Source organism: Pseudomonas sp. S2_H01 (genome assembly GCF_054668305.1).
On sequence record NZ_CP162756.1, the window covers coordinates 6,519,496 to 6,536,874 of the forward strand.

Sequence of the window (17,379 nt, forward strand, 5' to 3'; positions counted from 1 at the left end):
TAAAAAGCTCGTATGCGATGATGTATTACTCAGGCAGCAACTCAATCAATTCGGCTGTCGTCAGCACAGCGTGAGCAAACATTGGTGCGTTAACTTCGTGAGCAACATGCAACGCCTCTGCGCTGAACGCGGCAGTGGCGTCTCGCACGAGCGTCACGTGATATCCAAGCTCCATACCGTACCGCGCGGTGGACTCGATACAGGTATTGGCAACCATGCCGACCAAAATGATTTTTTGAATACCGTGCTGCTTCAGTTGCTCGTCAAGGTCGGTGTTCGCAAATCCGCTCTGAGCCCAATGCTCCTTAACGATGACGTCGCCTGACTGAGGGCCAAACTCAGGGTGCCATTCGCCTCCCCAGCTACCCTCAGCAAAAGACTTGCTTTGCTTGGCAGCCTGCTGCATTGGACTCAGATGCTGCCATTTCTCATAGTCGCCCTCGCGGTAGCGATGATGAGGGACAATGAAGACCTGCATGCCCGCAGTTCTTACCTTGAGCAGAATGGCCCGTAGATTTTCGAATAGCCCGACCTGCTCCGCCGTATCCTTGATCATTTCATATAACTTGCCCCCAGGGCTGAGGAAATCGTTATAAGGATCAACGAGGAGCAGCGCCGTACGTTCGACGGAATAGGGGTTATGATTCATGAGAGCTCCGAAAAGGAAAGAGCGGCCCTCTTGGCATTTTGGCTTACGTGACGAATCGCGGAAACCGCCCGGAAGGTACTGATTTTATTGGTCAATGCAGCAAATCCGAATCTGCAAGCTTTAAAATATAAAGCAATGATTCGGAAGGTCAAGGCTTCAATAGATGAAGCGAGTAATGTATATTTATTGGGAGCGGTTCGAAAATAGCGCAGCTGCATCAGAGATGAGCTGTTATCAGGCTAGGTCGGAAATGGGAGCATCTTCATCATGGGTTGGGAAGAGGAAGTAGGTACCACGCTCTGCCCGATTGCCAAGTCTCTGTCGGCCGTCGGAGATCGTTGGACACTTCTGATTATGCGAGAGCTGGTTTTCGGCGTACGTAGATTCGACGACATCCAAGCCCAGCTGGGGGCGTCGTCATTTTTACTATCTACTCGATTAAAACGGCTGGAGAAAGACGGCATCATTGAGCGCCGCCCGTATAGCACCAAGCCTGAACGGTACGAGTACTATGCAACGGCCAAAGGCAGAGCGCTGGACTCTATTCTTCTGATGCTTCGATCTTGGGGAATCCAGTACTGCGACCATGTGCCCAACGAAGAACCCGCTGTCCACTTTCGTCACAAGGCAACCGGTGAGGTCGTTGACGAGTTTTGGAAAATCCCTCATCAGGAATGGCCATTTTCTTTCGACACGCTGGAAGGACGTATGAGCACTGATTACGAGACTGAGCGAGAGATCAAACGCCGCAACTTTAGGAAAACCAAAAAAGCTTCCTGAGCTGGGCGGACTCCAGCCATCCATGAGATCGATAGCAGACCCAACATCTTTTGATTTCAAATGATGGCTGCTCCTCGGTGAGACTATTCATGTCGGGCGCAATCCTATGCAACCTGACCCCCTATCGAGGAGCAGTGCATGAAGATTCTGTTTGTGGTCAGTAGCTCAGACCTCGGCGACTGGCTTGCTGACCTTACCCCTTCTGACTACGCGATAGCCTTCACACATTTGCTTAGTGAAAGTAATCCTCTGTTAACCATTTAAGCTAACAACCAGGAGTCAACTCACAGCTGCCTCCTGCAGGACTCACACATTAACCGCCAGGATGGTATGAACCTTATGAATATTACCGAGGCCACATGCCAAGAGTATCGCGCCAGCAGGCAAAGCTTAACAGAGTAACCATCGTAGAAAATGCCGCCAGGCTTTTTCGAGAACGAGGTTTCAGAAATATCCCGCTCTCTGAAGTCATGTCTTCTTCGGGACTGACGCTGGGCGGCTTCTACGGACATTTCGAATCAAGAGAAGCACTTACCAACGAAGCCTGTAACCACGCGTTTGAACAGGCTGTCCAGTTCTGGAGGCAGCTCATTGCAGGGGCACCGAATAAAGAAACGGCGAGAAAGCTGATCATCGCCGATTATCTGTCTCAACATAGAGTACAGAAGAGCGAGAAAACCTGTCCCGTCGTGGCCTTTTCGAGCGAGGTGTCCCAAGAAGATCATGATTCTAGAATTAATGCGACGTATTCTGATGGCCTTGCAAAACTCCTAGGAATCTATATGGAAGCGCTCGATCAGGCATCTTCACCCGAAGAGTTGAGACAGCAGGCCCTGAATGAATACTCCGTCATGATTGGAGCACTGACCTTAGCACGAGCAGCCAGGAGCACCGACTTATCCGAGGAAATCCTCAAGAGCGCCCGAACGGTTTTAGGGGTTGATGATGTACAACTGGACGGTCAAAAGAATTCGACGTCATGACGTCGCCCCCTTTACTACCAGCACAGCATCTCAGTGACCAAGTATATGCCCAGCACCGGAAGTGACCACACCCACAAGATCCGGTGCTGTTGAAAGCCTAGAACTTCCTTTCTACCCCTAAAACTTCAAGCCTCCCTGCCCCATGGCTCAATGACTAGCTTCCCGATGGTTGTTCTCTCCTCAAGCGCTCGGTGGGCTTTTGCCGCATCCTGCAACGAATACCGTGTGTCAGCGTGTATTTTTAGATGCCCGGAAATAGCCAGTTTCATGAGTGAGTTTCCTGCTGAGTTCAACAGTGAAGTGTAGGCTGGCGTAAAGTACCCTGGTAGATAAAACTTCGTAAAACGCTGATTGTGTAAAACACGTGTGCAGCTTTCCAAAAGCGGCGCTGCGCAACTTTCCACCCCGTAGTGAATTATCGTACCAAATTCGTTGAGAGATTTAACCAGGTCTTGGGCCGTTGAACGGGAGGCACAATAGACTATATCTAAGCCTTTCCCCCCCGTCGCATCAAGTATCTGTTTAACCCAATCACTACTACTCAAGTCCACGGCGAGATCAACACCAACGCCAAGCGCGAAATCCCGTTTCGCTTGGGTGCTGGCAGAACCAATGATTACTGACGCACCGGATTGCCTTGCGAGTTGAACCACTTGGATCCCGACACCGCCCGCTGCGGCCTCAACAAAAATGGCTTTGCCTTTGAGTGCAACCAAGTGTCGAGTGAGCAGATATGCGGTCACCCCTTGCCCCAGTAGCGCAGTAGCCGCGCCGAACTCAATCTCTTCTGGCAGGTACATGGCATTGGCTGCATCGACCACCGCATAACGCGCATAGCCTTTCGAGGCGACACGGCACAGGATTCGATCACCGATCTCAAAGCCGAATACAGATTTACCCATCTCAACAATGGTACCTGCAACTTCATTGCCGGGTTCATAAGGCAGTTCCGTAGGCACAATATAGCGGTTGGCGCGTCGTACTGTGTCACCAAACAGCACCCCCGCCGCTGCGACCTTTACCAATAACTGACCAGGTCGCGGGGAAGGCGCATTTAAATCCAGCAACGTTAGAACGTCAGGACTTCCAAAACTTTTAGCAATCACCTGCTGAGAGAGAGACATCAACATTCCTCACTTGGACATGCGAAACACGGGTCAAGTTTAAAGTTATAATTATTCATTACCGCTACCAGCAGACCGCTCACTCAACAAGGAGAGGTTAGAAATTCTGAACCAAATCGCACTCAACAGCAAAGCTTAATACTCAACTGTGGGTGAGATAAGTTACCAGCGGCCGCCACTTATTTTGTCAACCAGTAACAATGGCGTTCAAGAATCCATCCACGGTGAACAGTTCGTGGCCAAACGCAGGGTATGAAACTTCCAATGCTACTTTATGCACAGCCTCATCGAACTCCGCTACAGCGTCGGTTAAATATGTTACATGAAAGCCGGACTCCAACGCTTGCGTGCCGGTGACCTGTATACAGGTGTTCGAAGTGAGACCCGCCAAAACCACATTCTCAACCTTAGCATCCCGCAGCTGCTCATGCAGATCTGTTCCCTCAAACGCGTTGAAACTACGATGACGAGAGACAACAACTTCTCCTTCCAAGGGACGAAGAGGCTCATAGAATTCAGCTCCCCACTCCCCGATCCAGAACACCTTGTTCTGTAGTGCCAACTGCCAGCGCGGCAACACATGCTTTACCCCATCAAAGCTGTGCTCGTGAAAACCATGAGGCACATAGAACACTTTTATCCCAGCCTTGCGTGCGCCCCCCAACAGTCGCTGCAGCTGCGACCTGAGATTGGTCTTTTCAACCATGGGGCCAATCGCGCCTGCAAGTTTTCCTTTCTCATCAAGAAAATCATTAAGCACGTCCACAAGCAACAACGCTGTACTTCCTGCTGAATAACTCATGCTCATCTGAAACGCTCCACCATTGTGATACGCTTATATTTACCGGCTAGAATCGCTAACTGAGTGAAAAACGGTCTTCCCCACTGCGCCAGTTTCTTACTGCGCCGCCCGCCGTGGCACTTAAGCAAGTGCTCACTGGATACTGTTTAAGTCCACAGCCTCGTCTGATCCACGACTAATCTCAGGAGGAAGAAAATCTTTGTCAGGGTCATAATCTGCTTTGAAATAGCCCTGCAGCGCTTTCAGATCGGCGGGGGATAATGTGCCCACGGCGCGCTTCAGCTCCAGGGTATCTAGTAGGTAGTTATATCGCGAGTTGTTATAATCGCGCACAGCAGTGAAGAGCTGGCGTTGCGCATCAAGGACATCCACAATATTGCGCGTTCCGACTCTGTAACCCACTTCAGTGGCCTGAACAGCATTCTGATTTGAAATGATCGATTGATTGCGAGCCTTCGCTTGCTCAACATCTGTAACCACGGCTCGATAAAAGTTTCGCGTCGACTCCACCACCCGTCGTCGCACCCCTTCCCGCTGATACTCACTCTCATCGAGACGTGCGACAGCCTCCGCGACTTGGGAGTTAATCAACCCGCCACTGTAAATCGGGATATTCAACTGGAGACTGATTGTGCGCTGCTCGACGTCCCCACTGTACCTTGCGCCGGTCTTGCTAGGGTTTGTAAAACCAAGACTGTCGTTATCACCTTTTTGCAAGCGTGCGACGATATCCAGAGTGGGTGCGTGGCCAGCTTTACGTTGTTTAACTGTCTCGTGCGCCGAATCTACTGCGTAATTACTGACTTTTAAGTCCAGATTCTGCTTCGCAGCTGCGTTGACCCAATCGCTTGCACTTGCTGGCGAAGGAGGGACGAGTGGCAACTGATGCATAACCCCCTGCAGAGATCGATATTCATGATCCGTAAGGGTGTTCAATGCTTCAAATGCGTCGTCTACCTGCCGTTCGGCGAGAATCCGGTTTGCACGCGATGTGTCGTAACTTGCCTGGGCTTGAAGCGTATCCGTTTTGTCTGCAAGGCCCGTGGCAAAACGCGCACTTGCCTGATCTAACTGATATTTAAAGGCTGTTTCCTCTGCTTTGGTTGCAGCCAAATTATCCTGCGCTCGCAAAACGCCAAAATAGTCTTGGGCACTACGCATTATCAAGTCTTGCTGTACCACAGCCAGTTGCGCCATTGCCTGCTCATTGACAGCTTCAGCCGCGCTGAGCTGGAACCAACGATCGGCATGAAAAACAGGTTGTGTTAGCGTGGCCTGGTAGGCGTTTCCGCTCCGATTTGAAGTCACGGACGGTTGGTCGAATGCAGTACGTGTGTCGCTTAAGGTCGCTCCCGCAGAAAGGTTGGGAAGTAAAGTAGCCTTTGCCTGAGGAACCACCTCCCGCCGGGCTTGGTACTCGGCCTTAGCCGCAGCCAAATCCGGGTCGTTCTGAAGCGCTTCGCTGTAAACACTGACCAGATTCGCCTGAGATGCACAGACATTATCCGTCACTCCAATACCCAGACCAAAGACACAGAGCACGGCCAAAGGCAGTGGTGAGTTGCACTGCATAGAAATTCCTTCGGATAGAAGATGGTCGATTGCCACTTCCAAGAATATACTTCATTTTTTGAAGCGTCACTGTGCTAATTGGATGGGTCAACCGATGAAAAAACCAACAGCTATTGTCGTAGGAGTGGGGGCATTCAATGGGCTGGGTGCAACCCTATGTAAGCTTTTTGCAGCTGAAGGCTTTCATGTCTGGGTCGCGGGGCGAACTGAGGACAAACTTCAAGCAGTCATCGACCATATCATTTCAAGCGGTGGCTCAGCCGAACCGGCCGTCATGGATGCTTCCAACGAGCAACAGGTAGTCGAACTTTTTGCCGCAGCCAACCAGCAGCATCTGAACCACGAACCCCCTAGCCTAGTGGTATTCAATGGGGGCAGCTTCGCGCGTACCCCCATCAGGGAAATGTCTGCAGTGGAGTTCGAAGAACACTGGCGTGGCGGATGCTTTGCAGGCTTTCTAGTCGGCCGAGAAGCGGCCAAGGCCATGACAATTCACGGCGGAGGTACCTTGCTGTTTAGTGGGGCAACAGCCAGCCTTCGCGGAAAAGCCAATTACGCCCACTTTTCCTCCGCGAAGGCTGGGTTAAGAATGATCTCGCAGAGCATCGCAAGAGAGCTTGGGCCAATGGGTGTGCATGTAGCCCATGTCATCCTTGATGGAGGCATCATGCGCGAGCACACAACGGCTCAATCAGCGGTGAATGTTCGCAACAGACCTGAAAGGGGCCTGATGGATTACGACGCGGTGGCTCAGGTCTACCTCCAGATTCATCGACAACCCCGCTCCGCCTGGACAGCGGAGATTGACCTGCGATCCAACGAAGAAACATTTTGAGCCAGCTCAACTTCGTTTTAGTCGGGACGGAGCGTCGCTTGATGGAGTGATTGCTGCTAACACCGTCCCTCCCCCCTAAGCGATCCTTCCAGCTGGTTGGATCCGACGCTCACCCCTCGCGACTGCTCTGAACATTGATTGGGCTGATATATCAGCCCACTACCTTGTCATTCCCCCAAAACCACGACCACTCAGCGCAAATAAATCTCGCGAAGATGAATATCGCCCCAAGCGGCCATGGGCGCCCTTCAATAAATTACGCCTGCAATGTATATTGGAGTCACACGAATCGAGATGCTAAGCGCGTAACGCCTACGTCTAGCATCACCAGTTGTACGATGGAGACAATTAATGGGATGGGAAGAGGAGGCAGGCTCAACAGTCTGCCCTGTTGCGAAATCACTCGCTGCCGTGGGTGACCGCTGGACGCTTTTGATCATGCGGGAACTCAGCATGGGCGTTCGCAGATTTGACGACATCCAAGCTCAACTTGGCGCATCTTCGTACCTGCTTTCAACGCGGTTAAAACGACTAGAGCAGGACGGAATTATCGAGCGGCGTCTATATCGCGAGAAACCGGAACGTTATGAGTATTACGCGACGCCTAAGGGACGAGCGCTTGACCCTATCCTGCTGATGCTCCGTGCCTGGGGGATGCAATATTGTACCCACACTCCCGTCGAGGAGCCGGCAGTACACCTGACCCATAGACCAACGGGCGAAGTGGTGGACGAGCATTGGCGTATACCTGAGAACGAATGGCCATTCTCGCTTGACTCTCTCGATGCGCGAATCAGCGAGCGGTTCGAGGCCGAACGTGAAGCCAAGCGGCGTAACTTTAGGAAAAGCGGAAGGTAAACATGCGTGAAATTCGCAAGGCCTTCCTGCCCAACTGAGACACATTGCGACTTGCCGCCTCTGCTAACAGTAGAGATGGCTTTGATTACCGACCAAGTCGTTGATCGGTGATGGCCGATGCAGCAGATAGCCTTGTACAAAATCAACGCCTAGGTCTCGGAGGTGATTTTGGACGGTAATGTTTTCTACATACTCCGCAACTGTCTTCACTCCTAAGACCCTAGCAACGTCTATAAAACATCTGACAGCCGCATCGTCCAATGAATCGGTCACCACATTTTTGACAAACTGCCCGTCTATTTTCAAATAGTCGACCGGCAAAGTTTTAAGGTACCCAAAAGACGATGCCCCCGCCCCAAAATCATCAAGGGCCACACGCACCCCGACGGCCCTGATTTGTTCAATGAAAAGCGCTGCGTCGGAAAAATTAGTGACTGCAGACGTTTCTGTGACTTCGAAACACAGCCGCGAGCAAACTAGACTGCCGGCACTCAACAAAACCTCAAGCGTCCACGCGTGAAACGCCCGGTCACCGACAGATTGTCCTGATAAGTTGATACTGAGGGTTTCGACTCTTGCATCCGCAGGTAAGGCTTCCATCCACTCAATAGCCCGCGTGAGCACCCATCGATCAATTCGAGAAGCCAAGTGAAAACGTTCTGCTGCTGGCAGGAACGCTCCGGGAGGAATTAGCGCGCCATCTGCATCCAGCATGCGCAGCAACACTTCCGCATGAACTGCGTTGGATGAGTGATTGAGAGGCGTGATTCGCTGCGCATAGAGTACAAAACGTCCCTCATCCAATGCTTGCTCGATTCTCATCGTCCACTGCATCTCCCCATGGCGTGCATGCATCGCCGTATCACTATCAAACCAGGCGTGCACGCGATTCCGACCCGCTTCCTTGGCTGCGTAGCATGAAGTATCCGCAGCTTGCTGGAGCGCGAGTGTCGTGTTCCACCTGGAATCTACAGGAACCAATCCGATACTTGCTCCGATGCGAAAGCGCCGCCCCTCGTTCAAAAATCTGAATTTTTCCATCGCGTCACAGATATTCTGAGCGACTCGTAGAGCGTGCTCCGCACAGCAATGTTCGAGAATCACACCGAACTCGTCACCGCCCAAGCGAGCAAGCGTATCTCTTTCCCTAACACATGTTGAGAGCAACTTGGACACTTGCTGCAACACTTGATCTCCCACCGCATGGCCGCACGCATCATTGACGAGTTTGAACTGGTCGAGATCGATGTAAAGGAGCGTATGACATGCGCCGCTTTCATGGGTGCGACGCAGTGCACGCCCTAATCGAGTTTCGAACTCTGCGCGGTTGACCAAGCCAGTGAGATGGTCATGTGAGGCTCGGTAATTCAGCTCACTGGAAAGTCTGCGTTGCTCCGTAACGTCGTGAAAGACTAAGACCGCCCCCAAAATTTCACCATGTTCGTTTCTGATGGGGGCAGCGGAATCCTCGATTCCATACTCCTGCCCCGTCCTTGACACGAGCAACGTCTGGTTGTTAGGACTGCTGGCAATTTCTTTGCGCAAGCAGATGGCGACGGGATCTTCAGCGGGGAGGCCGGTGTTCTGATGAATAATATGAAATACATGGGAGAGCGGTAGGCCACTCGCTTCGGAACTTAACCAACCAGTTAAGTTTTCAGCAACAGGATTGAGCCAAGCAACGTTGCCCTTCGCGTCCGTGGTGATCACCGCATCACCAATGGACTTAAGCGTAACTCGTAACATCTCATGCTGTTCCGACAGCTCCGTCGCCAAATGACGTGCGTTGGTTACATCGCGGTTGGTACCCACCATGCGAATTGGCTCGCCCAAATCACTGTATTTCACAAGCCCCGTGCAATGAATGTATCTTAGGCTGCCGTCTGGCCAGACCGCCCTGAACTCGACATCAATGGAAGGCCCACCCTGCAACGCCGTGCGCAAGGCGCGCTCCACTGAGGAAATATCGTCCGGATGAATCTGTCGAGTCCACCACGATATGCTGTTGGCCAGGTCGTTCGGGAGAGCGCCATACAAGTGGTACATCCAACTGTCCCACCGCAACATATCGTTGATGACATCCCAGTCCCAAATCCCAATTCCTCCACTATTCGTCGCGAGCGTTGCCCGCTCGTTCGCTTGAGCAAGCTCCAACCGTTCTAGCACCCTATCGCTGACGTCCTGAAGCGACCCAACCATTCGAATAGCTGTCGACCCTAAAAACTCGACTGTGCCAACAACCCTGGCCCAAATGCCTTGTTTATCCAGACGCACGAACGGGAGTTCAAGATCAAAACCGGGGCCGCCTTGCATAGCAATATCGACAGCGGCTTGGATGATATGGCGGGCGTCAGGGGCACAATATTTGATGTAGTGATCAGCGACTGGCTCAAAATCGGGCCCGACACCGTAGATGCGACGCGTTTCATTGCACCAAGTGACGGTGTTGTTCTGAAAATCGACCTCCCAACCGCCCACTCCAGCCAGCCGGCTGGTTCGATCCAGAAACGCTTGGCTGTTTTCTAGATGTTGTGCTTGTTTTTTTTGATCGGAAACGTCCACATGGGTGAATAGAACCTCTGCGGGCTTGCCCTCGCAGTCTGATTCGGTAACCCAACCTTGGGTGGACAACCAGACCCATGTATTTTCTGCACCTCGCACGCGCGCTTCAGTTTTATAAGAAGTGGATTCGCCTGACAGGAACTGGTTGAACTGAAGCAGGCAGGCGTCAAAGTCGTCAGGGTGAAAATCTTGAAACAGTCTTGGCGCCGTATATTCGGACACGGCATCTGAGCTCAACCCTGTCAAGCGAACCCAGGAGTCACTGACCTCGAACTTTCCGAGCGATGGCCATACCTGCCAGGTACTGACTTGCAGCATTTCAAAAGCAGTTGGATTTTTTTGAAGTTTGCGCTGACGCCTCTCATGCAGATCAAGACTCTGAGCATCCACAACGTTCAGCAGGCGCTGAGTCAGCGCCTGCACTAACGACTGTTTCTTATGAGAGCCATATAACTGTAGTGCTCCTGACTCGACAGTCATCAAGTATGCGCTTGAGAAAATATTCTCAATAGTTGACGCCAAACGGGTCAATATATTAACCCACTCGCTCTCAGCCTCAAGCGTTGACGCATCAAACAAGCATAGGGTTCCCAATCGACTTCCATCAGCCAGGAAGATCGGCAAGCCCACATTGTTCCCGGCTGCGTTTATCCCTTTAACGTAATCGGCCTTAAACTTCTGGGGCACATAATTTCTAGGTGTTTCCGATAGCTGTTCTCTAGAGAACAACTCAAGAAAAAAAATCAACCTCCTCCATTCGCATGGGAAAATCACCCAGATCGCCACCAGCGACGACATGAGTATTCGAACCAAAAGAACCAACAAATAAAAGGGAATGCTCACACTTAACAGAGGAGGCCTTTACCAAAATAGCCAATAACCAGTCCATCACTTCGTAAAAACCGGCGACTTCCCGCTTTGAACCCATCCCCACCTCATTGTGGGAAGAATTAGCCACCCGCATACCTTCACTCCCGAGCAGATCAAAGCGTATTAATTTAGTAATGGCGTCGTCGCCCCAACTCTGCACCATGGTCTTACCTAACACATGCCTAAATCATTCGTGGACTGACTACTAATAATTGAAGACAACCAAGTCATCAGTCTTTAGGATTAGCTACCTCCCCTGGGTTGAAGTCCAATGACCCCATTTAGTCGATTAAGGATATAAATATTTTCGGGCAACCCCTCTACTGACCTACAAGCCAGCATCGCAATCCGGGAGCCTAGCTACCTATTTGTCGCCCCCGCAGTTTCGAGGAGCCGAATTACGCGCATCATCAACAGCACCTGCATCACCGAAGGGCCGTCGGTATACGGCCCTAAATCAATATAGGTTCAATAATTGAAGCGTTCAATACGCAGGCACCTACGTCGATACGTTTGCATCAGAGCCGTGTCTGATCTCTACGCTAGGCCCATTTTTTATTAGGCTTTATGGCAAGGCAGATGCAAGGCATATTCACTGAACGAGTGCTTCCAAGCCCCCCCCCCCTCTACCACGCGAAGGGCCATCACGCATCATACTTAAGTAAGCTTGACAGGGCCGAGATTGCATGTAGACAAACAACCAACTTGGGCACAGCATCACAAACTTCAGATATTGAGAATATTCGTTCAACTGAAAGGGCTTATAAAACACTGAGAAACGCGACAAAAGATAATTATTATTGATCAAGTCGACACTGACGATCATACCTACTACCGCGACAATGGTACCTAGCTACGGCAAAAGACCACACATCAAAAACAAACATAGGACTTAGCTAGAGCAGTGCATGGTTTGTGAACACGAATAACAATATGCGGAACGAGAAAATCGAAATATTATTAAAAATTTCGACTTTCGGTCGTGATTACATCTCTTGAAATAGTCCTAACCAGTCACTTTAAGAACGTATAGTAGCATCTGTCTTTACGCAGCCGGATGCTGGGCAAAAGCTTTGAGATACGCAGACCACTTGGTCTCTCGCGATCACCGTAGACTGAACCGACTATAAAGCCACGCCGATTTCATGTCTACCCAGTAGCAGTGGCATCAAGACTAGTGAAGCATTAATAGGCTGGCGGCAGTCTAAAGTCCGGTAATTATTTCGCACCTCAACACTGCAACATTAGCAATCAACAGGAGATCTTGATAGTCAACGCGCTAATAGATCATCCTGCCTAATCGCAGATCAAACCGGATCCATCGCACCAAAGTATGTGTCCGCTCTGCCCTCGTTGCATTGGTGGGCAGATCTCCGCCACTGCGAGTTGCCATTTCAAGAGGGCATAAACGGGGACTGTGCGCATTACAAGCGAACTTATATGCCGATTTGACGGATTTTTGATAGCCCTACGTTTGTACCATCAGCAAGATTGAGCGTCATTGCGGCGCCTGCTCCCCCCATCGTCACGCTTGTAACAGTATTGGGAAGATAAGTTTTCAGGTCAGTGCTTTTGCCATCCAGGCTGCCCGTTGCCTTGAAGCTGTAATCCCCGGCCGCCACCGCCTTTCCATCATCATCCTTGCCGTCCCAGGTAAATTTTGCATCACCAGCCTTTTGCTCTTTCAAATCAATAGTACGCACAAGGTCACCATCACTATTGTAGATCTTGACGGTGGTTTGTGTGCTGGAACTCGGCAGGTTCACTGTGCCAACCATGTCCTTACTAGTATCTACATGCGTCGAACTGCTGTCGACTATAACCGTGCGCCCAACCAAACTTGAAGCTTGGAGAGCTTGGGAAGCTTGATACATGCCACCGATCCCATCAACTGAGGTGCTCAGATTCTGCATCGTTTCAAGACTGCTGAATTGAGCGAGCTGTGCGACAAACTGACTGTTATCTTGAGGGTCAAGAGGGTTCTGGTTTTGCATCTGAGTAACAAGGAGTTGGAGGAACGCGTCTTTTCCTAGTGAACTGTCGCCCGTGTAAGTATTGCCGGACTTTCCTGAGGATCCTTGTTGTAAGGATTTCACAAAATCGCTGCTAGCATTGCCATTAACAGAAGCACTCATCCCCGCCACCCACTGCTTAAGTAGAAATTATCCTGCCGAAGGAAAACCAAATACAGGTACCCGTTGACGATCAATACATATTCCTTGCTTTTTTGCCGCACAGATCTAGATCACTGCGGACGACAACAGCGTCGATGGGCAAATCTTATACACTTCAAAATCTAAAGCAATAATTTTATGCGCGGCAATATTTAGCCGGTAGTGGCAATTTCTTGCCTATGCAATAGTGCCACCGGTTGCCGCATTCAAATGCCCAGCACGTAAAAAAGTTCATTTTTTTGGCCTAGCTGCTGTAGCCAACACCACATAACTTTGCATATCTATCTGATTTATAAGGATTTTTCGCGAATTTTGTCATGTTCTAAGTCGCAGCTCGGATCAGTTGCTTTATTTTTTAAAGGGTCGTATTGTAAAACCATATTTCATAACCCCAGCCATGATTTGCTTCGCTTGGAATGCTGTTAAGTGTGGTGGAGGCTCAACAGCGGTGCAGCTTGAGTGTTATTTTTACAGTGAGGTTTTCTCTCACCGCCCAGACTGTTCGGGTTTACTAGATTTGGGCAAAGGTTCTTTGGTGAGGGGGTAGCCAGACACTCCGGCTTAGTGCCGTGAGCTGACGTTTACGCGCTCTCAGACTCATGCCATGGCTGAGAGTATCTTTGACTGAGATCTATATTCAGTGACGCGACACAGCAATGGTCAGGCCACCACCAGCAGGACACAAGACCATAAATAAAGACATGCATCATCTATTTCGGCTGTTTACATCACGCTATTGGAACGGCGCTCAGGACTTTAGTCCGAGGCGAATTATCGACAGCGATCTGATCGAAAGGCTTCGGGGTTGACCCAAGGATACGTCATACGAAATGCGAGCTGGCACATACCAGCTCCAGACCATCAAACCAGATTAACGTTTAAAGGAGAAGCAAATGGCTAGTCCTATTACCCCGATTGTCGGTCTAGGTTCGGGTCTTGAACTCGGAAAGATTGTCACCGCACTTGTCGACGCAGACAAGCTAGCAAAACAAACCCAAATCACTACTCAGACAAAGCTGGTTACGACCAAATTGTCCGGTATCGGTACGTTGCAGTCAGCAGTGGCCGCCTTTCAGGACGTGCTGAAAAAGCTTGGAGATAAGGACAACCCAGTTTTCAACGGTTTCTCGGCAAAGTCATCTAATGAAAACACCCTGACAGTGACTTCCGATAATAATGCAGTACCTGGCACCTATAAAATCCACGTCAACAATATCGCCACCAGCTCCTCCGTCGCGACCGCCGCGTTTTCGGGCGGCACCAGCAGTGCAATTCCGAGTGGCAGCCTGAGTGTCACTCAAAATGGCACTACGCAAAGCTATTCCATACCTGCCGGCGCTACGCTGGAATCGGTAGCCAAAGAGATCAACGCGCAGAGCAAGACAACCAATGTCAGCGCCAACCTCGTCACCGATGATAAGGGCACTCGGCTCGTGTTCAACTCTACGATCACTGGCAAGGGCTCCGACATCACCACAAGCAGCGATATCGCAGGTTTCACAATCGCGTCGAATACAGCGTTGGATCCATCGTCCGCCAACAGCGCAGGGTACATCGGTAACCAGCCTGAAAACGCATCCTTCACTGTCAACGGTATGGCCATCACAAGCAGCAGCAATAAAATCGACAAGACAGTTGGGGGAATGACCCTTACTCTCTTGGGTAACAATGCTGATTCAACAGTGGACGTAAGCACTAACACCGACGGTTTGAAGACCTCGCTGCAATCATTCATCACGGCTTATAACAATGTGGTCACCGCAATTTCCACTGTGACCAAAGCTACAATCAGCGATACGCCAGATCCAACAACTGGCGCAACCGTGACGCCAGCAGCATTGACTGGCGATTCGATGCCTCGCGAGATTCTCTCCGCAATGCGTGGGGTACTGACAACCACAGGCTCTGGCGGTGACTTGTCGGTGCTGTCGCAGTTGGGTATCAGCACCTCTCAGACTGATGGTACCTTGTCGCTCGATGACAAAAAGTTCTCCGCAGCAATGGACAAGGGACTGGGCGGTGATGTGCAGCAATTGTTCAGTGGTACCGATGACGCTAACGGATTGCTGACACGGATGAACACCGCGCTCACGCCGTACACCCAGACTGGCGGCCTATTCGACGACAGGAAGAGCAGGCTGACCACTCAGGAGGACGACCTTCAGAACCAGCAGGCGGCACTTGACCTGCACGTTCAGAGTCTCACCGCCACCTTGACAGCCAAGTACAACTCGATGGACTCGCTGGTAGGTCAGCTGAAAGCTACGGCCTCCAGCATCACTTCCTTCTTCGATTCGCTGAACGCACAGAAATCTTGATGACGGATCAGCAGCCTGAAACCCGGCCGAGCGCCGGGTTATCTGCTTACGGCGCCGTTTGGTAAATGGATTAAAACTAATCTAGAACCCTGCACCCCGCAACAAACCCTCATGAACTGACGTCCGAACTCATCGTGCAGCCCCTGAGAATGTCGATCCCAAATTCTTGCAAAACTTACAACTAGAAACTGAACGTGTTGCGGAGAGAAATTGCCGTTTAGCGGCAAAGTCTCACCACCGAGACCCCACCAGCTTCACTTTTTAAAGCTATTGCCCAGTAAACATTGAGCAACCCTTTTTTGACATATCTGGCATAAAAAATGCTCCGTTAAAGTTTCGATCCCATAAAGTGCATGAGAGTCACTTATGCTTACCTGAGACGCTATTAACTCTGCCAACCTCGATAAGAATTATGACGTGAGAGTACTCGCTCTTACGTAGCGGCGAAGCTATGCCCCAACCCTAGAATTACTTCATATTTCTCAATAGGAGCGTGAACATGTCTTTCAATATTGGTCTGAGTGGTTTAAAGGCTGCGAACAAAAGCCTGGATGTTGCCGGTAACAATATCGCGAACGTCGCAACGGTTGGTTTCAAAGCCTCCAGGGCTGAATTCGCTGATCAGTATGCCCAATCAATACGCGGTACTTCCGGTGGGACAGATGTGGGCAACGGCGTATACACCGCAGCAGTGACTCAGGAATTCAGCCAAGGCACGCTGTCCACCGGTACCGGACGCAGTCTTGACCTAGCCATTCAGGGGAATGGTTTTTTCATGGTCAGTAACAATGGGGAAAAACTCTATACCCGAGCGGGCAACTTCCACACTGACCCGAACGGGTACGTTATCGATAACAATGGCAACAACCTGCAAGGTTATGGCGTAGATGCTAACGGCAACGTGCAGAAGGGAGCCCTGACGAATCTGCGAGTGGACAGCTCAAACATGCCACCCAAAGCTACTGGGGAGATTTCGATCGCCTCCAATTTAAATTCTTCAATGCCCGTTATCACTAAAACATTCGATCCAAAAGCAACTGATTCATACTCAACGACCATGACTACAACCATCTACGATAATCAGGGTAATGCGCACACGCTAGATCAGTATTTTACTAAAACAGGAACTAACACATGGAGCATGCATACACTGATTGACGGACGAGGTATTTCGGATCCGGCAACCGATCCTGTGGTCGCGGATGAAACTGAGTTGAAATTTGACTCTGCGGGCAATCTCATCACATCCCCGTCGCCTACCTCGACTGCAAACATCGGCGTCAATGCCGATGGCACTTTTGTTGTAAAAAACTGGGTGCCGGCCGAAAAACATACGACGGGGTCTGTTACTACCTGGACAGCCAACGGCGCAGGCGTAGCTCCCGCAGGCATGAAACTGGACATGCTCGCTACCACCCAAACTGATGCGAGTAGCGGAGCTACCTCAAAGCACCAAGACGGGAATTTTACCGGGCAAATTACGAGCATGAGCGTGGATCACTCGGGCAATATGTTTGCAACCTACACCAACGGAGAATCCCGGGTAATCGGCCAGGTATCACTTACCACGTTTGCAAACGCTCAAGGGTTGGAACCGGCAGGGGGAACAATGTGGCGTGAGACCTATGCCTCTGGTACCCCTGTCACAGGGGAACCCGACTCAGGCACGCTGGGTTATATCAATGGTTCGGCTCTGGAGGAGTCCAACGTTGACCTTAGTGCTGAGCTTGTAGAGTTGATCAAGGCCCAGGCCAACTACCAGGCCAACGCCAAAACAATTTCCACAGAAAGCACCATTCTTCAGACGACGATTCAGATGACCTAAGGCACCGTTCAGCCGTCAGGTAGCCCT

13 protein-coding genes are annotated in these 17,379 nt (G+C 50.8%); 6 read left to right on the plus strand and 7 right to left on the minus strand.

Features of this window, described 5'->3' with window-relative positions:
• Positions 1 to 25 precede the first annotated feature (25 nt).
• A complete protein-coding gene (locus tag AB4N84_RS29395; protein ID WP_460044484.1) occupies positions 26 to 649 on the minus strand; it encodes a cysteine hydrolase family protein in 624 nt (207 codons plus the stop codon).
• A gap of 267 nt (positions 650 to 916) precedes the next feature.
• Between AB4N84_RS29395 and AB4N84_RS29400 the strand changes: the two genes are divergently transcribed.
• Together AB4N84_RS29400 and AB4N84_RS29405 are read left to right on the plus strand one after the other, a co-directional pair.
• Positions 917 to 1,429, plus strand: a complete 513-nt coding sequence (locus AB4N84_RS29400) for a winged helix-turn-helix transcriptional regulator (RefSeq protein WP_460044486.1) — start codon at positions 917 to 919, stop codon at positions 1,427 to 1,429.
• A 359-nt stretch (positions 1,430 to 1,788) separates the two neighbouring features.
• Positions 1,789 to 2,412: a TetR/AcrR family transcriptional regulator gene (locus AB4N84_RS29405; protein ID WP_460044487.1), complete on the plus strand. Its 624-nt coding sequence runs from the start codon at positions 1,789 to 1,791 to the stop codon at positions 2,410 to 2,412.
• Between the two features lie 125 nt (positions 2,413 to 2,537).
• Here AB4N84_RS29405 and AB4N84_RS29410 read toward each other — a convergent pair whose 3' ends face one another.
• The 3 genes from AB4N84_RS29410 to AB4N84_RS29420 all read right to left on the minus strand — a co-directional run bounded on the left by AB4N84_RS29410 (position 2,538) and on the right by AB4N84_RS29420 (position 5,910).
• Complete coding sequence (locus tag AB4N84_RS29410) at positions 2,538 to 3,536, minus strand: quinone oxidoreductase family protein (RefSeq protein ID WP_460044488.1); 999 nt, start codon at positions 3,534 to 3,536, stop codon at positions 2,538 to 2,540.
• Positions 3,537 to 3,723: 187 nt separating this feature from the next.
• Entirely contained in the window at positions 3,724 to 4,344 is a 621-nt protein-coding gene (locus AB4N84_RS29415; RefSeq protein ID WP_460044489.1) for a cysteine hydrolase family protein, read from the minus strand.
• Positions 4,345 to 4,470: 126 nt separating this feature from the next.
• Entirely contained in the window at positions 4,471 to 5,910 is a 1,440-nt protein-coding gene (locus tag AB4N84_RS29420) for a TolC family outer membrane protein (RefSeq protein WP_460047175.1), read from the minus strand.
• Positions 5,911 to 6,004: 94 nt separating this feature from the next.
• On the opposite strand from AB4N84_RS29420, the gene AB4N84_RS29425 reads away from it, so the two are divergent.
• Positions 6,005 to 6,745 (plus strand): SDR family NAD(P)-dependent oxidoreductase, encoded by a 741-nt coding sequence (locus tag AB4N84_RS29425; RefSeq protein ID WP_460044490.1) that lies wholly within the window; start codon positions 6,005 to 6,007, stop codon positions 6,743 to 6,745.
• A gap of 351 nt (positions 6,746 to 7,096) precedes the next feature.
• Positions 7,097 to 7,603, plus strand: coding sequence for a winged helix-turn-helix transcriptional regulator (locus AB4N84_RS29430; RefSeq protein ID WP_460044491.1), 507 nt, complete (start codon positions 7,097 to 7,099; stop codon positions 7,601 to 7,603).
• A 63-nt stretch (positions 7,604 to 7,666) separates the two neighbouring features.
• Here AB4N84_RS29430 and AB4N84_RS29435 read toward each other — a convergent pair whose 3' ends face one another.
• From AB4N84_RS29435 to flgD, 3 genes are all read right to left on the minus strand, one after another.
• Positions 7,667 to 10,963, minus strand: coding sequence for an EAL domain-containing protein (locus AB4N84_RS29435; protein ID WP_460044492.1), 3,297 nt, complete (start codon positions 10,961 to 10,963; stop codon positions 7,667 to 7,669).
• Positions 10,896 to 11,198, minus strand: coding sequence for a hypothetical protein (locus AB4N84_RS29440; RefSeq protein ID WP_460044493.1), 303 nt, complete (start codon positions 11,196 to 11,198; stop codon positions 10,896 to 10,898). The genes AB4N84_RS29435 and AB4N84_RS29440 overlap by 68 nt, the downstream gene beginning before the upstream one ends.
• A 1,273-nt stretch (positions 11,199 to 12,471) precedes the next feature.
• The gene (gene flgD, locus AB4N84_RS29445; protein WP_460044494.1) at positions 12,472 to 13,170 is read right to left on the minus strand and encodes a flagellar hook assembly protein FlgD; all 699 of its coding nucleotides are present in this window, start codon (positions 13,168 to 13,170) and stop codon (positions 12,472 to 12,474) included.
• 932 nt (positions 13,171 to 14,102) lie between these two features.
• Between flgD and fliD the strand changes: the two genes are divergently transcribed.
• Entirely contained in the window at positions 14,103 to 15,527 is a 1,425-nt protein-coding gene (gene fliD / locus AB4N84_RS29450; protein ID WP_460044495.1) for a flagellar filament capping protein FliD, read from the plus strand.
• Positions 15,528 to 16,026: 499 nt separating this feature from the next.
• Complete coding sequence (flgE, locus tag AB4N84_RS29455) at positions 16,027 to 17,352, plus strand: flagellar hook protein FlgE (protein WP_460044496.1); 1,326 nt, start codon at positions 16,027 to 16,029, stop codon at positions 17,350 to 17,352.
• Positions 17,353 to 17,379: the final 27 nt, after the last annotated feature.

What these genes read in the sequence shown, in the direction of transcription:
- AB4N84_RS29395 (WP_460044484.1), bottom strand. Translation starts at nt 649, where the DNA reads ATGAATCATAACCCCTATTCCGTCGAACGTACGGCGCTGCTCCTCGTT.
- AB4N84_RS29400 (WP_460044486.1), top strand. Translation starts at nt 917, where the DNA reads ATGGGTTGGGAAGAGGAAGTAGGTACCACGCTCTGCCCGATTGCCAAG.
- AB4N84_RS29405 (WP_460044487.1), top strand. Translation starts at nt 1,789, where the DNA reads ATGCCAAGAGTATCGCGCCAGCAGGCAAAGCTTAACAGAGTAACCATC.
- AB4N84_RS29410 (WP_460044488.1), bottom strand. Translation starts at nt 3,536, where the DNA reads ATGTCTCTCTCTCAGCAGGTGATTGCTAAAAGTTTTGGAAGTCCTGAC.
- AB4N84_RS29415 (WP_460044489.1), bottom strand. Translation starts at nt 4,344, where the DNA reads ATGAGCATGAGTTATTCAGCAGGAAGTACAGCGTTGTTGCTTGTGGAC.
- AB4N84_RS29420 (WP_460047175.1), bottom strand. Translation starts at nt 5,910, where the DNA reads ATGCAGTGCAACTCACCACTGCCTTTGGCCGTGCTCTGTGTCTTTGGT.
- AB4N84_RS29425 (WP_460044490.1), top strand. Translation starts at nt 6,005, where the DNA reads ATGAAAAAACCAACAGCTATTGTCGTAGGAGTGGGGGCATTCAATGGG.
- AB4N84_RS29430 (WP_460044491.1), top strand. Translation starts at nt 7,097, where the DNA reads ATGGGATGGGAAGAGGAGGCAGGCTCAACAGTCTGCCCTGTTGCGAAA.
- AB4N84_RS29435 (WP_460044492.1), bottom strand. Translation starts at nt 10,963, where the DNA reads ATGTCGTCGCTGGTGGCGATCTGGGTGATTTTCCCATGCGAATGGAGG.
- AB4N84_RS29440 (WP_460044493.1), bottom strand. Translation starts at nt 11,198, where the DNA reads ATGGTGCAGAGTTGGGGCGACGACGCCATTACTAAATTAATACGCTTT.
- flgD (WP_460044494.1), bottom strand. Translation starts at nt 13,170, where the DNA reads ATGAGTGCTTCTGTTAATGGCAATGCTAGCAGCGATTTTGTGAAATCC.
- fliD (WP_460044495.1), top strand. Translation starts at nt 14,103, where the DNA reads ATGGCTAGTCCTATTACCCCGATTGTCGGTCTAGGTTCGGGTCTTGAA.
- flgE (WP_460044496.1), top strand. Translation starts at nt 16,027, where the DNA reads ATGTCTTTCAATATTGGTCTGAGTGGTTTAAAGGCTGCGAACAAAAGC.